This is a genomic window from Leptothoe sp. ISB3NOV94-8A (assembly GCF_043421595.1).
Classification (GTDB): Bacteria; Cyanobacteriota; Cyanobacteriia; order Phormidesmidales; family Phormidesmidaceae; genus Leptothoe; species Leptothoe turfae.
On record NZ_JAXSQW010000004.1, the window covers coordinates 59,420 to 74,553 of the forward strand.

Consider the following 15,134-nt stretch of genomic DNA (forward strand, 5'->3'; position numbering starts at 1 on the left):
TTTAATGCCATGGTTTCACTGAGTTTTCGGCCCCTGAAGCGATTATTTTTAGCCCCCTGGCAGCACCGTTGGCGGCGTCTACTTTTAGGATTTATGACAGCGTTGCTATGTGCTGTATTTTTGCCAGCAGGATTGGTCAGGGCAGATTTTCGAGGACCAAAGGAGCAGCTGCATGCAAACTCACAACAAAGTCGCGACCTGTTTGAAGCTGGTGCCTACAGCGAGGCAATTGCACAACTCCAACAAGCGGTTGAGCTTTACCAAAATAATGGTGACAATCTCAATCAAGCCCTGGCCCTAAGGAATCTGGCCTTTGTTTATCAACAGTTGGGGCGTTGGTCCGAGGCCAGACAGACGATTTCCAGGGGGTTAGAGGTCATTGATCAGCTACCAGCAGCGGAGCGCTCACCAATCTTGGCCAGGATTCTAGATATACAGGGCCATTTGTATCTCAGTCAGGGTAAGGCATTAGACGCTTTACAAGCATGGCAATCGGCCACTGAGATTTACGACCAACTGGGCGATGAAGATCGAAGGCTGCGTTCCATACTGACCCAGGCCCAAGCATTACAGGCTATGGGGCACTATCGACGTGCCATTGTCACCCTGAGTGATTTGACAGAGGCCCTCGCTGACCAGCCTGATTCTGACATTAAGGCAACAGGACTGCAGATGTTGGGTGAAGCTTTGCGTGTGGCTGGCGATCTGGAACAGGCTGAGACAGCATTACAAACCAGTTTAAGGATGGCCCAACAATTGGGCCTATCGCAATTGATCGTAACCATTCAGGTGAGCTTGGGGAATACGGTTGAAGCCCGAGGACAGTTAGAAACTGCCCAGCAATACTATCAACAGGCTGTTAACCAATCGGCAGAACCCATTACTACCATTCAGGCCCAGCTGAGTGAACTGGCGGTTTTGATCAATACCCAACAATGGCAGCGAGCAGAATCACTGGCGCGACAAATTCAGCCATCACTAGAAGGGTTGCCCTCCAGCCAGGCCGTTGTCTATGCCAAAATCAACTTGGCAGAGAGTCGTCTCAAAATTAGCCAACGTAATGCTCGCTTAGAAAAAGTTCCAAGATACTTGGGAGCACCCCACTCAACAACCGTGCCCAGTACCTATACCCGCGATAATCTCGATTTGGTTGATTTGTTTATTGATCGCTCCATCGACTCTATCAAAGAGACTCCTTTGGCACCCGATAACGGGTTCGAAAGTAGGACTATCCCAGATGCATCAACCTACACCCGTAACAATCTCAATTTGGTCGAACAGTTTTTAGGAGGACGCTCATCTGCCACAACAGTTCGTGGACCAGCAACAGCTATTGATGCTGATACTTATACCCGTGGTAATCTCAGTCTGGTCGAACAGTTTTTAGGAGAGAATGGGAGTGTTCCCCAGACAGCACCTGCATTAGAAGTACCCAGGCAAACACCGTCAGCCAATGCTCAAGCAGATATTATCCAATTGCTACAGCTGGCTCAAAAGGATGCTCAAGCACTGGGAGATTTACGCTCAGAGTCCTATGTCCTGGGTAGTTTAGGGCATCTATATGAACAGGCGCAACAGTGGCAAGAGGCCGAAGTTTTTACCCAAAAGGCGCTGCTGATTTCTCAAAGCCTAGATGCCCCAGAAATTTCCTACCGTTGGCAGTGGCAACTAGGGCGGATTTTCAAGGCAAATATTCCTCAAAGCAGTTCCAAAAACTCCCAAAACCCTAACTACACGAAAGCCGTTAAGGCTTATGGTGAATCGGTCAAAACCCTGCAATTGCTGCGTAGTGACCTGGTCTCGATCAATCCTGAGGTGCAAGCGGCTTTTCAAACTGGTGTGGAACCGATCCATCGTGAACTCGTTAGCCTACTGCTGGCGGACACAACAGTTCCAACGGAAAATCTTGAAAAGGCCAGGACTGTAATGGAGTCTTTACAGCTGGCAGAACTCGATAATTTCTTTAGGGAAGCGTGTCTATCGGCTAACCCAGTGCTGATTGATCAAGTGGATCGTCAAGCAGCGGTTGTTTATCCGATTATTTTGCCAGATCGACTGGATATAATTGTGCGGCTGCCAGGCCAAGCTCTCCGTCACTACAGTAGCGCTGTCTCGCAGTCCCAATTAGAGGCGACTGTGTTGGACCTACGACAAGCCCTGGTACAAAAGACTAGTCAGCGCTATTTGAAGCTATCTCAACAGGTATATGATTGGCTGGTGCAGCCCTTGAGTACAGATTTAGAAAATAGCGATGTCAATACCCTGGTATTTGTTTCTGATGGGGTCTTGCGAAATGTACCCATGGCGGCACTCTACGATGGCCAACGGTACTTGATGGAACGCTATGCCATTGCCTTGACTCCAGGACTGCAACTGCTAGAGCCCACCCCAATTAAGCCTCAGAATTTGGGAGTACTCGCCGCTGGTTTGACAGAAGCACGTCAGGGATTTCCTTCACTGCCTAACGTGGCCCCTGAAATTGCCGAAGTTGAAGCCAAGCTCTCTGCCCAAAGGACCTTGCTCAATCAAGACTTCACCCGTGACACCTTTGCTAAGGCCATTCGGACAGCCAATGCACCGGTGATCCACTTAGCTACCCATGGTCAGTTTAGCTCCAATTTTGATGAAACCTTTATATTGACCTGGAATGACCGACTGAGTGTGCATCAACTTCGGGATCTCTTGCTGACCACTGGCTTAGACCAAACAACATCATCTGATGTCGTGGAGCTACTGGTGCTGAGTGCCTGTGAGACTGCTATTGGTGATCAGCAGGCAGCATTAGGATTAGCCGGTACTGCGGTCCGTTCCGGTGCAAGGAGTACCTTAGGGTCTTTATGGCAAGTCAGTGACGAAGCAACCGCTTTGCTGATTAGCCGGTTTTATGATGAGCTGATTTCTGGTGAAGTGACCAAAGCAGAGGCATTACGTCGTGCTCAGCTCTCAATTTTAGAAATTCCTCGCTTTCGACAGCATCCCTTTTTCTGGGCTCCCTACGTTTTGGTGGGTAACTGGTTATAAGAAGCTGTGAGCCGTTTGCTGCTACGGCTCAATTGCTCAGCTATGATTGATAGGCTGGATATCTACCCCAAGGGCAAAGTTTTGGAGAGCGAACATGGAAATAAAGGGTAAGGAGTATGAGGTTGTCTATGAGCAAGCGATTTCAACCGTAACTTTCAAAGGCGAACTAGCTCTGATGGGCATGGGGGAGTATCCACCAATTGCAAACTTGTTAGAGCAGTGTCTAGAAGATGCGACGAGCCAGGAACCCAGCCAACTGACGCTGGATCTGCGGGAGCTTAAATTTCTGAATAGTTCTGGCATTAACGTTATTTCGAAGTTTGTTATCAAAGTTCGTAGATCAGCTAAAGTTGCTATGACGATCAGGGGCTCTGACACGATTCCCTGGCAGGCAAAGTCTTTGGTAAATCTGAAGCGCCTGATGCCTGGGATGATTGTGGAGTTAGGCTAAAGAATACTCTTTAACTCTTTCTACTTAAGACACAATAGGGCTTCGAATCATATTTTTGGATAAGTCCAAGAGGTGATAGGGGTGTATTGTTCAGTAATCGGCTATAAATGAACAATACCTCTTTTATTAAAGTAATTGCATAGGTTGTGCCTGTCCTATCGCCTCCTTAATAGATTTTGGATGTCCTTTGTACCTGTAGCTATGAGGACCAGTTGTTACAGGAGAGTAATCAATATTGTAATCAGGGACAACGATATTCAATGTACCTGGAATCAATCATTAATTTTTGCGATTAATTGCTAGAGCAGAAATAAAGCGTGATAAATAATAATTAATGCCTTTGTGTTTAGTAGATAATATTGTTCTTGTAGAACTATTTAGGCAATGGTTATAAACCTTGTTCAAGGTCATAATCGAGGGTTTTCCGCAGAGAAAACTCAAGGTTTTAGTTTGGACGTGGTTTAGCATAAAAAATCTTCATCCTGTTCCCGAAATTTTGGGCCTGGTGTTGAATGGCCGAAGAAAATTCAAAATTGGGGACAACTTTAATAGTCATAGAAAAAGTACCTAGCGGGGGTCATCTACTCAAATCATGCTTAATCGCACATCTGAGCAACAAATGCACCGCATTCGGTGGATGCTCACCATCGGCTGGTTATTGATTATCTTTTCTCTCTTTTATGATCCTCTAACGTCGTGGTTGACTGACCCAGCTAATACCATTAGTCCAATTCGTCTTGATTCAACTGTCTGTGTCAAGGTGCAAGGGGACTGTTTAGTAGAACAGCCCTATCCTATTGGCGCAAGAGTATTTTGGGCAGCTGTTGTGCCTGCAGGTATTTTTATTCTGTTTATACTTGGCCATGAGTTCTGGCGACGGATTTGTCCCCTTAGCTTTCTTTCACAGATTCCGCGTGCCCTAGGATTACAGCGGTATCGGATCCGAGTAAATGCAAAAACAGGTAAAACCCGTAAAGAATTGGTCAAGGTAGCTAAGAATTCCTGGTTGGCGAAAAATTATCTTGCCCTACAATTTGGATTATTTTATCTGGGTTTATGTACCCGTATTTTGTTTGTCAATTCTGATCGCCTTGCCCTTGGCATATTTCTCGTAGCAACCATTATTGCCTCAATTTACGTAGGCTACTTATTTGGAGGCAAAGCATGGTGTCAGTATTTTTGTCCAATGGCTCCAGTTCAAAAGATTTACAGTGAGCCAAGAGGATTGTTGAATAGCGCTGCCCACGTTGATGATCGTCAAAAGATTACCCAGTCGATGTGTCGCACGGTTACTCAAGAGGGTAAGGATAAACCGGCCTGTGTGGCCTGCCAAGTGCCTTGTATTGATATTGATTCTGAACGTTCGTATTGGGAATTAATTACCCGTCCAGATCAACGCTGGCTATACTACAGTTATTTCGGCCTTACTGTTGGCTTCTATGTCTACTACTATCTCTATGCTGGAACTTGGGATTATTACTTTTCTGGTGTGTGGACCCATGAAGAGCAGCAACTAGCCACACTTCTCAATCCAGGATTTTATATTGCGGGTCACGCAATTCCCATTCCTAAGTTAATAGCTGTACCCCTGGCATTAGGGAGCTTTGGTTTAGGTAGTTACTGGATTGGTGATCAATTAGAGAAACGTTTAAAGGCCTATTTTCTGAAACGGAAGCGGCCAACGAGTATAGAACTCATTCGGCACAAGATGTTTACGTTCTACACATTTTTGGTTTTCAACGTATTTTTTATGTTTGGGGCGAGGCCTAATTTACGCTTGTTGCCGATTCCTGGTCAGTATCTGTTCACGTCAGTCATTGCCATTTCTAGTGGTTTATGGCTGTATCGTACATGGCCACGGACACCGGCTTTATATCAGCGTGAGGGGCTAGCCAGTCGATTACGGAAACAGTTACGCAAGATCAATCTAGATGTGGGTAAGTTTTTAGAAGGGCGTGCTCTGGATGACCTGACTGCGAATGAAGTATATGTGCTGGCAAAAGTCTTACCTGGCTTTACCCATGACAAACGATTGCAGGCGTATCGGGCTATTTTGCAGGAAAGTCTAGAAGAGGGTGCAATGACCTCAGCCACTAGTTTGGATCTACTCCAAAATATGCGACGGGAACTAGAAATCACTGATGAGGAGCATGGTGCTTGTTTAGCAGATGTTGGCATTGATGATCCGGACTTGCTAAATCCCGATCGTCAGCAAAGTCGAGAAGATTGGCTGCGCCTGGAGGGGTATCGCCTGGTGCTGGCGAAAGTTTTTGGCGATCGCAGACGCCCAGCTCAGGGATTAGGTGCAGATTTGCTGGCTGTGGCCGGTGATCGAAAATCCCTAGACTCAGTTCAAGATCTATCCTTAGATGCACCGGATGAGGCACTGTCGTTAGAGGATAAAAAGGTAATTCAGCAGAGTCGAGAGGACTATGGGATCACCCCCGAAGAAGAAAATAAGCTGATGAATTCCTTATAATCTTGGCTATTTGTGCTTCTTCTCTATGTTAGGGACTATATGTCGGGGACTATTAAGCCTGGCCACGACAATCATCTTTTAGATGATGCATAATCTCGCGATGGATATCGCTGTTAACACGAGTACCTCGCTCCCCATCTTCTAGACGGATATCATCAACGTAATAGTTTAGGGTAAATCGGATATAGGTATGTCCTTCATCCTTCACCACACGTTCCATGCGCACCTCTGGTTCATGCCATGAGCTACGAGCTTGTTTAAAGCGATCTCGTAACCATCGGACTAGCTCTTTGACATAATCATCTAATCGAGTTTCTTCTTGAAGTGGATTTAGAATCTTTTGATGGAGCTTACGTGTGCGCCGTTTTAGCAGCTCAATTTTGCGTTCCCAAATTTCCAGCAATACATATTCATCCTCATCAGCCATGTTCGGGTCGCCCAGCCAAATGCGATACCACTTGCGCACTAGATGAATCAAGGAGTCAGGGTCTTTCGTTTCTCTGATTACAAATTTAGGCTGAATATGCTGCAAATTAAGAAATGACTGTTTACGCGTTGTTTGTTTAACGACCGTAAGACCCATCAGTTTTAGAATGTCATCATACTCAGTTTGTACCGTGTCAATTTCTTCCTGGGTTAGTCCGCCTTGTTCTACAAACTGTAACGTGATCATCATAGCGTTTAATGCATCTTCAACCTCTTCTAATTTGTTGTTGACGGCATATTCAGCTAAGAGTCGCTGTATTCCATTTTCCTTTTTTTGGGCGAATTCATTTTCCCAGCCATAGTAGTTCTTGAGACAGGTTAGCTTAGACTCAATGTTACCTACAGTATCCGGGTGGGCCAGGAGGATCTCCTGCATAATCTTTTTGGCATGCTCCAGGTTACACTGTGGGTTGAATTCAATCGGTGTTGAGAAAAAAACAGGTTCAATGGGACGGCTCAAATTGGTGATTTTGTGACTTTGCATCACGCTGTTGGGAATGTAGACCTCTGTGTGAAGTTCAAACATGTAGATGTGGGTAACACGCACTCCAATTTTTCGCAGAATGCCCAAATGGCTGGACCCTTCACTACCGCTTTCTATGCGGAGTACATCACCGAACCGGAAGGGACTATCTATCAATAGGGCAATACCACTAAAAAAGTTGGCTAGAATGTCTTTAACTGCAAAGCCAATGATAAAGGCACTACCCCCTAGGGTTACCCAGGCACCGGTTAAGTTTAAGCCCAAACAAAGCTGTAAAATAAGGGCCCCACTCATTAAGATAATCATGACTGGAACAATTGCTTCTAGCAAGGGGAGTAGCACTTCATCCCACATTACCTCAGTGGTTTCAGCATAATCTTTGAGGTAATAGATCAGGACTTGTTTGAACAGGCGCAAGCACCAATAGCTGATGGTTAAAATGATGCAACCTAGCAGTAGACGCTGTAACCAATCAACAGTAGCCAAACTATTGGAATTTTGGGCTATCATTGCCAGGCCGAGCAGTACAAACAACGTTAAGCCTGGATAGGCAGATACATTCAGCGTTACCAATGCTATATCTCGCTCGAATCTGCGAAAATAAGACCGTAGCAGATGGAACAAGATCACATATAAACCGATTGCACCAAAGACGGTGATAACTAAGCTAAGAGCAATATAAAAGATATCTTGCAGGTAGTGATTTAACCGAGCTATCATAACATCGCTTATGCACAAGTATCCGTGGGCTACTCAGGGTGAGTATATAGTCTTAGTGCCATAAATATTCTAGTCATATAGTAGCTGGGCCATAGTGGTCACCAGGAAGCAGTCTGATTCTGGTGAATTTTGCTCAATTTTCCAACCCAGTTTTGTGTTGTAATTAATCAAGATAGTAATAAAACCGAGGCCAGAACTGAGGGCGTTTTCATGGTCTAAGTTTTTCTCCAGATGTTCTACGTATAGTTCGGTCAGATCTAATGTTGTGAGATCATGAATTAGCGACCTAAACGAGTCGATGTTATTGATGTGGGCAGTATTGGTAACCGTGATAATTAACCGATCAGAATAGTGGTATAAGGCCATCTGTACAGGTTGTTGAGCTGCTGTACAAGAGAATTTAAATGCATTCTCCAATAGCTCATTAGTAATGTATCGAGCTGCATCAGTTATTTCCGTGCGTCGGTGCAGCTGCTCAGATCGAGCGTTTTCAACTGGGAAAAAAATTGATATGTATTCTGAAACGAATTTGGCGGATAGATTGCTATTGGGCCAAAACTTTCGCTGTTTTACTAGTTCTACCGGAAAATCGATTTTGACACATAGATTCTCGTTATGAAGCTCGCTAGCGAACTGGCCAAATGACTCAGACATTGATGAAGTGGGTGAAGCCATAGTTTCAGGTCTCTCCCATCTATCTTTTCTTGAGGATTAGTAGCGTAATGTCATCTAAGATTTTCTGCTGACCAATATGATTGGCCACATCTTGAATAACAGCTGCTCTAATTTCTTGTGCCGTTCGCTGATAATTGCTCATAATGACATTACACAGTCGGTTTAGGCCGTAAAACTCTCGATCTATATTTCTCGATTCGGTAATCCCGTCAGTGTAGAGTACCACTACGTCGTTGGTCTCTAAATGAATTTGGGTATGTGCCAGAAAATCGTCAATGTCTTCTTCGAGGGCAATGGGAAAGCCTAAATTAACGGTATCAATTTGTTCCAGGGAGCCATCGGCACGAACAATTAGCACATCTTCATGTTGACCGCTCAGGTATAAGGTGCCTTGTTTATAGTCCAATAAACTAAGGGTCATGGTTTTATCGGAGTTGATCCGCTGCACATTGTGATAGATAGAGCGGTTAAGGGCACTTAGAAACTCTTCAGGTTTGGTTTTGCCACTTTCTAATAGGGTTCTAACAGCGGTCTGCACCATGATCATGATTAATCCGCTTTCTAAACCATGGCCAGTGACATCACCAATCCCAATTTTAAGGTGTCCATTGCTATCTGATATGACATCGTAGTAGTCCCCTCCTACATCATCACAGGGGTCCATGTACCCAGCAATATCTAGATCTTCAATCACCTGCAGTTCACGCTCAGGTGGCAAAATCATTTTCTGCAGACGGCGGGTGATGTCGAGTTCAGTTTGAATGCGCAGGTTTTCTGCCTTAAGCTTTTGGTTGAGAATAGTGATAGTGGTAGAGGCGGCCGCTCCCAAGGCTATAATCGGTGGTACTAGGGGAACCCACCCGCCTCGGAGCATGAGCAAAAAACAAAAAACGTAGAGACCAATAGCTACGCCCAACACCGCTAGGCTCAGTCGCCAGGGATGGCGAATGTACCAGGCTAGGATGCTGCCAACACCGGCCCAGACAACTACCCAAAGGGCTTCAACGGGAGTATGCCAAACCCAAATTAGCGGTCGCTGATCTAAAACGGCGCTCAAAATTTGGCTGGTGGACTGGGCATGAATTTCCACTCCAGGCATCTTTTGATCATCGCTTAGGGCCTGACTATAGGGGGTATAAAAGTCATCCCCTGCTTGAGGGGTCAAGTAGCCAATGAAAACGATGCGATCGCGAATCCAATCGGGGTCAACTCGGTCTGCCAAAACGTCCTCAAGGGTGACTTGTCGAGCAGAATTCTGCTCCGAGCGGTAGTTGAGCATAACCTGATAGCCTGCCGTATCTACCGTTTGATAACCGCTAAACTTAGATGTCAGTCTAGGAAAGGTTGTATTGCCTAATCGAAACTCTCCACGGTCAGTGAATTCTGGCTGGATGTCTTCATCGAGTAGGTAGTAAAAAGCAGTGCGTAGCCCTAGAGAGATAATGATTTCAGGACCGCTGCAAAGATGTCCTGGTTGGTTGGCCAGTCCCCCAGCAGGTGCAGGCGGAGTCATCCACAACAAGGTGCGTCGTAGCACACCGCCCGAGTCAACCACCAAATCTGCAAAACCAACAGATTCTTTGATGACACCGGGGGGGGGAGGTACCCCCAACGACTCTTGGTTACTAGCTTTGCAAACAGTAACAATATTTTCACTGGAGGTTAACCTCTCAAGCAATGCTTCTCGGCCTGGTTCTAAGGGCACATCGCGCATGATGTCCAGACTAATCACACGGGGAGAGTATTGTTCGAGCTTGGCTAAAAGTTGGTCAACTGTTTGATCTGCAAGGGGCCACTGATTCAGCCTCTGAATATCTTCTTCTGTAACCCCGACGATCAGCATTCTAGGATCTATACTTTCCTCGGGACGTAGACTCATAAAATGGTCATAGGCCCATAACTCTAATTTTTCGAGGCCTCCCAGGTGTCGAATCGCAAGGATAGACGAGGCAACAATTAAGCTGGTTAGCAGAACAGGCTGCCCTAATTGGATTAAATGCTTGGACAGTGGACGATCACGACCTTGCTTAACCAATGGCAGACGGCTCAATATTGTTTTTAGACCCTGAATAGGATATTTGAAGCTAACCAGTTTGATTCTCAATCCTCCTAATAGGTGTATTTAAGCTGTGCCGCCATTAAACTAGAATAAACTTGTCTATTACTATGAAGCTCTTGGTACAGTCTATTTCCCTTTAAGGATTTACAGGCCCTGGCTGACAAATTATTTCAAGTTATTCTGACGTTTGTGTAGACAGCACAAGATAACAAGACTATCCTAAAATTAATATTAGTTGATTTACAGAAGATTCTATTGCTAAACGCATATTAAGCTTTTTAGACCACATTTGTTACCGATGGCCAATATTTGCCAATGAAGAGGTTACAAAAGGTTGTTTTAACTCAGTTAGGAACTATATTCCCTGTTAGGATTTCTCCAGCGCTTTTAACTCTCCTGAGTGTAACTATTTGAACTTATCGATATGAATCGTATGCTGCTGAGTAATCTGGGTGCTTATCTGATAGGGGTAACCCTTGGCCTGTCCATTACAGTTGGCACGATGACGCCTGCATGGGGCCAGAGACGTCTAGATTTTCAGCCTACTCAGACGGGAGCCCCAGGGAATCGTGAGTCAGGTGCAAATCGTAGCGGGGCCTGTGCTCAGAGCGAGCAAGGGCTAGTAGCGTTGATGCCGGACAATAATCTGGCGCAAACTGCTGCATCTCATCCAGTTGTGTATGCTTATTTCCCGGCAAGTACAGCTCAGTTTGCAGAATTTACTCTTTATGAAGAAGGTTCTGACGAACTAGTTTATGGAGCATTATTTAATGTTACTGGCAACTCAGGTTTAGTCAGAGTTGACGTACCCGCTCGGGCCACAGTGTCACCATTGCGGACAGGACAGCGCTATTACTGGTATCTTTCGTTAATTTGTAATGTTCGAGAGCGCGCTAGCGATATGACTGTGCAGGGTAGCTTTGAGCGTGTTAGTGGTGGGAATGTAAATCAGCAACTGCAAGGTACTTCTGTTAGTCAGCAGCCATTTGTTTATGCAGAAGCAGGACTATGGCCAGAAACCTTAAATAGCCTCATGGAGGCGAGCCGGACTAACCGTGCGACTGCTGAGCAAAATCTTAAGGATCTGTTGCAATCGGTGGGCTTAGAAACTCTGGCGAATGAATCATTACTACCTTAAAGCATGGATAGGCTTCTCAGACTTTATGTCAGGCTATGTAATATAGGCCAAACCATGGCAAATCGAGCAACTAAAGTCATCCCAAGGACCAGCAACGCCATAAGTCCTTTGCAACCTTGTGGCCGCAATATCACATCGAGAATCCATTGAAATGTATCGAATGTTTGGTATGGAAGATCTTCTCCAGGAATACCCCAATTAACCCAAATAGAGTAAATGGGGGTATTGTTCCTATTTACTCTGGCTTATGGAGCAGGTGTTTGTGTTTTCTCAATCAATTACCCTTGAAGTAACAATATAAACAGCTAGAAACAGAGTCAACGGAATGCCTTGAAGGGCCACACGGGTAAAAACTCAAAAATTTTATTGGCGTTGAGAAACACTCTTTATGTGGGCTAAGGCCAGTAATGTGTTAAGGGCTAAAAAACAATAAATATTATGGTTTAGCCCCTTAATCTCGAAGTAGTTGCTTCATGGATTACTGCAAATGTTCAATGAAAATTTATACTCGAACGAGATATTCTAGGTGATATTGTTCATAGCTTTGTATCGTGATCTGTGTTGAAGTACTGATTTCCCTTTAAAGAGGCTATGGTTCTTCATACTGGAAGCGATTCATCTAAGGGGACAAGTGGCTTTAATTTTAGTGATTCAGCTATAGCATTGAGAGCACAATAGTTTTGATGCCCAGTGAATTGGTATTCAATTACTCATTTTGACTGGATGATTTCAACTACAGCTGCTCGAATTAGCTTTTGTATAAGCTGAAAAATTGAGGCGTTATTTTTCCAAGTAAGATCCATCGAGTTTGGTCTGCATTTATAGAGCTTACGTGAATGCACGAGAATGTCGGCATTTATCAATGTTGATACAGCATTTTAGGATTAGTGGAGTATATGTCAATTTCTCAAGGCTTTCTAGCCAAGACTTGTAAGTACTTCATCTAATGAAAAGCGCTATCTTGTCAAAATTTGCTGTGGATAATCTCCTCGTTTTAACCATCCACTTTTGAGGATTTTTTTAGCAATGGGCCTCAGTATGAATTCAACTGTCGACAGCCTTCTCTCAGAATCTCTTTTAATAACAAACGGTGACGCCGTTTTGAATAAAGGGAGGCTACGTTTAACCGATGTATCCGACCCTTATACTAATCCCAATGACCAAAAGGGTACTGCTTTCTTACAAGTTGACGTAGGTCAGGCAGAATCTTGGGAAGCTTTCTTCACGTTTCAAGTGAGTGATTCTGGTGGAATTACTGATAAATTTCAGGATGTCGGTGTTTTAAACGGAGCCGATGGTCTTGTGTTTATGCTCCAAAGTAATGGAGCTCATGCACTAGGTGCATCAGGAGAAGGCTTAGGATATTTGGGCATTGATAATAGTTTTGCCGTTGAGTTTGACACTTGGGCAAATCCTAATAGATTAGACCCGAATAGTAATCATCTTGGCATCAATATAAATGGTTCTGTGCGGTCGATCAAGACCCAAAGTCTGCCAGGGGCGGTTTTTGAGAATATCAGTGAAACACCTGTCAATGCTTGGGTTCAATATGATGGTGGCGAACGTGAACTGAGCGTTTATGTCAGTGCTGATGAAGGTGATGATTATCCCTCACGCCCAGAAGATCCGAGTCTAACGATTGATTTTGACGATCCTGATGGAGATGGAGATGAGTCTGATCGCATTGATTTAGACTCTAGTTTTGGACAAGGTTCAAATTGGATTGGATTCGGTGCAGCCACTGGGGGTGCCTATGCCACCCATGAAATTTTAGATTTTGAATTCAATAAATCGTCATTGTCAGTTACAAAGGACTTTGTTATTGAAGGATCTGACAATCAACTTTTACCCTTCAATACCATAGCTTTAGGGCAGAATCGTCTACTAAGGTTTGAAGTAGAAAATAGTTCTGACCATGCTGTTACCTTTGACTTAGCTGACAATATTGTAGGTTCGGGGTTGGCGTTTAATTCTGGAACACTAGAGACGTCTGATCCTGATATCACTTCGGTTCATATTAATAAGTTTGATAGTGATGAACTAGAATTGACAGCAACATTAGCGGGTAATTCGACTGGCACATTTTTTGTTGAGGTACAGGCACTTTTGCCTGACGAGCCGATTGTAGAAGTTCCGATTGCAGCTCTTACAGGTATTGCCAGTGAAATAGAATCCTATGGAGGCAGGGTTTTAGATGGTTCATTCTTATTATATGAATCGTTGATTACGGATCGAATTGATACCGATAACGATCACCAAGTTGATCAGATTGTTTTAGAAGCAGAACAATATACCAATACGGTTTCGGTTACTGAATCTGAAACGGGGATCACTGTAACAGATGAGGAAACTGCTCAGCTGGCATTTGGAGCAGTTGATGTGGCAAATGTTGGTGATTTCTTTATTGTAGATGGTGGTATTGGGACTGGTTCAACCATCTGGGGCCCTTGGGGAGGGAATGGTGTCAATACATCTGAAGCGGGCACTCTTCCTGGTGTTCAGATGTTTTTGCAGTTTACCGAAGACCCCGATTTTAATTTATTGGAAGATCAAGGGGCTGTCGCATTTTTCCAACAGTTTAGCGATGGTATTGCTCAACTAGAGGACGGTAGCCTGAGAGTTGTCGGTGATGAGACTGTTCCAGATATAGCCGAAACGATAGATCTGGTATTTGGTGAGTTAGCCAATATTACAGCGGTATCTGCAGACGGTAAGTTAGATGGCCTTTCTGGCCCTGTCCTAGTAGATACATCGATTTCTTCAGTTTTGACATGGAAGGAAAATGATGAAGACGGGATTAGCACCCTAATCTTTAACAACTGGGAAAATGGTGACAAAGTTACTATTAAGGAGCCAAGGCATCATAAAGGACGCCATAAAGGCTATAAAGACTACAGTTCCAAAAAGAGTAGAACGACATTTAGCCCGTTTGCCGATCTGATTGCCAGTTCTAATAATGCTGAAGAGACCCTGAAGGTTAAAGTTGACCTATCTAAATCTAAAAAACACTCTGCCAAGGATTTCTTTGATGCTTCAGCAAATAAATTTAGCAGCAATATAGATGTCACAGTCAAAACTGGTAATGGCAAAGATAAGGTCACAGACTTTGGCCTGAGTGTGGGAGAAACGCTCAATACTGGCAGAGGTAACGATACGTTAATCCTATTTAGTGGTGTGAATACCTATACGGGGGCAGGAAGAGACAAGGTTTATGTCCCAGTCGACTTTTTGCTTAATCCTCCTGACTCAGTTACATCGACTGGCGACGAATTAGCGTCTACGGTCAAAGACTTTAGTAAACGGCAAGATAAAATCTTGTTGCAAACAACAGAGTTCACTATTGATGATTTTGTTTACTCCCATAATGCGGGTGATTTAGAAATCAGGCTTGGAAGCGATACCAGTGACCCAGGCAAGTTGATTTTGACCCTAGATCACACGCGGGTACGAAATCGCCATAACTTTGAGCGGATTGTTTCTGTAACGCCTGATTTGCCATTTCATACTGCTTTGGATGTCTAAGTCACAGGTTTATAACTAAGGCCGAAACTGCCATTAGCCCCAGTCTCAATGTGCTTGTCTATTGAGGCTGGGGCATTGGCATTTAGAGGATAAGGGTAG

Annotated in this window: 8 protein-coding genes; 5 read left to right on the plus strand and 3 right to left on the minus strand. The window is 44.4% G+C overall.

What is annotated here, in order from left to right:
• The first annotated feature begins 9 nt into the window (after nt 1-9).
• The 3 genes from SPB21_RS33965 to SPB21_RS33975 all read left to right on the plus strand — a co-directional run bounded on the left by SPB21_RS33965 (nt 10) and on the right by SPB21_RS33975 (nt 5,951).
• Nucleotides 10-3,021 (plus strand): CHAT domain-containing protein, encoded by a 3,012-nt coding sequence (locus SPB21_RS33965; protein ID WP_163699541.1) that lies wholly within the window; start codon nt 10-12, stop codon nt 3,019-3,021.
• Between the two features lie 94 nt (nt 3,022-3,115).
• Nucleotides 3,116-3,472: a slr1659 superfamily regulator gene (locus tag SPB21_RS33970; protein ID WP_163665554.1), complete on the plus strand. Its 357-nt coding sequence runs from the start codon at nt 3,116-3,118 to the stop codon at nt 3,470-3,472.
• A gap of 592 nt (nt 3,473-4,064) precedes the next feature.
• Nucleotides 4,065-5,951 carry a calcium-binding protein gene (locus tag SPB21_RS33975; RefSeq protein WP_499869479.1) on the plus strand — a complete coding sequence of 629 codons (1,887 nt, stop codon included), beginning with the start codon at nt 4,065-4,067 and terminating at the stop codon, nt 5,949-5,951.
• Nucleotides 5,952-6,003: 52 nt separating this feature from the next.
• On the opposite strand, the gene SPB21_RS33980 is transcribed toward SPB21_RS33975, so the two are convergent.
• The 3 genes from SPB21_RS33980 to SPB21_RS33990 all read right to left on the minus strand — a co-directional run bounded on the left by SPB21_RS33980 (nt 6,004) and on the right by SPB21_RS33990 (nt 10,351).
• A complete protein-coding gene (locus SPB21_RS33980; protein ID WP_499056839.1) occupies nt 6,004-7,641 on the minus strand; it encodes a mechanosensitive ion channel family protein in 1,638 nt (545 codons plus the stop codon).
• A gap of 69 nt (nt 7,642-7,710) precedes the next feature.
• Nucleotides 7,711-8,316 carry a slr1658 superfamily regulator gene (locus SPB21_RS33985; RefSeq protein WP_163665551.1) on the minus strand — a complete coding sequence of 202 codons (606 nt, stop codon included), beginning with the start codon at nt 8,314-8,316 and terminating at the stop codon, nt 7,711-7,713.
• Between the two features lie 19 nt (nt 8,317-8,335).
• Nucleotides 8,336-10,351, minus strand: coding sequence for a CHASE2 domain-containing protein (locus tag SPB21_RS33990; protein WP_499056842.1), 2,016 nt, complete (start codon nt 10,349-10,351; stop codon nt 8,336-8,338).
• A gap of 448 nt (nt 10,352-10,799) precedes the next feature.
• On the opposite strand from SPB21_RS33990, the gene SPB21_RS33995 reads away from it, so the two are divergent.
• On the plus strand, nt 10,800-11,513 hold the full coding sequence (locus SPB21_RS33995; RefSeq protein ID WP_499056844.1) for a DUF928 domain-containing protein: 714 nt from the start codon (nt 10,800-10,802) through the stop codon (nt 11,511-11,513).
• A gap of 1,038 nt (nt 11,514-12,551) precedes the next feature.
• Nucleotides 12,552-15,035 (plus strand): L-type lectin-domain containing protein, encoded by a 2,484-nt coding sequence (locus SPB21_RS34000; protein ID WP_163699531.1) that lies wholly within the window; start codon nt 12,552-12,554, stop codon nt 15,033-15,035.
• Nucleotides 15,036-15,134: the final 99 nt, after the last annotated feature.

What these genes read in the sequence shown, in the direction of transcription:
- SPB21_RS33975 (WP_499869479.1), top strand. Translation starts at nt 4,065, where the DNA reads ATGCTTAATCGCACATCTGAGCAACAAATGCACCGCATTCGGTGGATG.
- SPB21_RS33980 (WP_499056839.1), bottom strand. Translation starts at nt 7,641, where the DNA reads ATGATAGCTCGGTTAAATCACTACCTGCAAGATATCTTTTATATTGCT.
- SPB21_RS33970 (WP_163665554.1), top strand. Translation starts at nt 3,116, where the DNA reads ATGGAAATAAAGGGTAAGGAGTATGAGGTTGTCTATGAGCAAGCGATT.
- SPB21_RS33985 (WP_163665551.1), bottom strand. Translation starts at nt 8,316, where the DNA reads ATGGCTTCACCCACTTCATCAATGTCTGAGTCATTTGGCCAGTTCGCT.
- SPB21_RS34000 (WP_163699531.1), top strand. Translation starts at nt 12,552, where the DNA reads ATGAATTCAACTGTCGACAGCCTTCTCTCAGAATCTCTTTTAATAACA.
- SPB21_RS33995 (WP_499056844.1), top strand. Translation starts at nt 10,800, where the DNA reads ATGAATCGTATGCTGCTGAGTAATCTGGGTGCTTATCTGATAGGGGTA.
- SPB21_RS33965 (WP_163699541.1), top strand. Translation starts at nt 10, where the DNA reads ATGGTTTCACTGAGTTTTCGGCCCCTGAAGCGATTATTTTTAGCCCCC.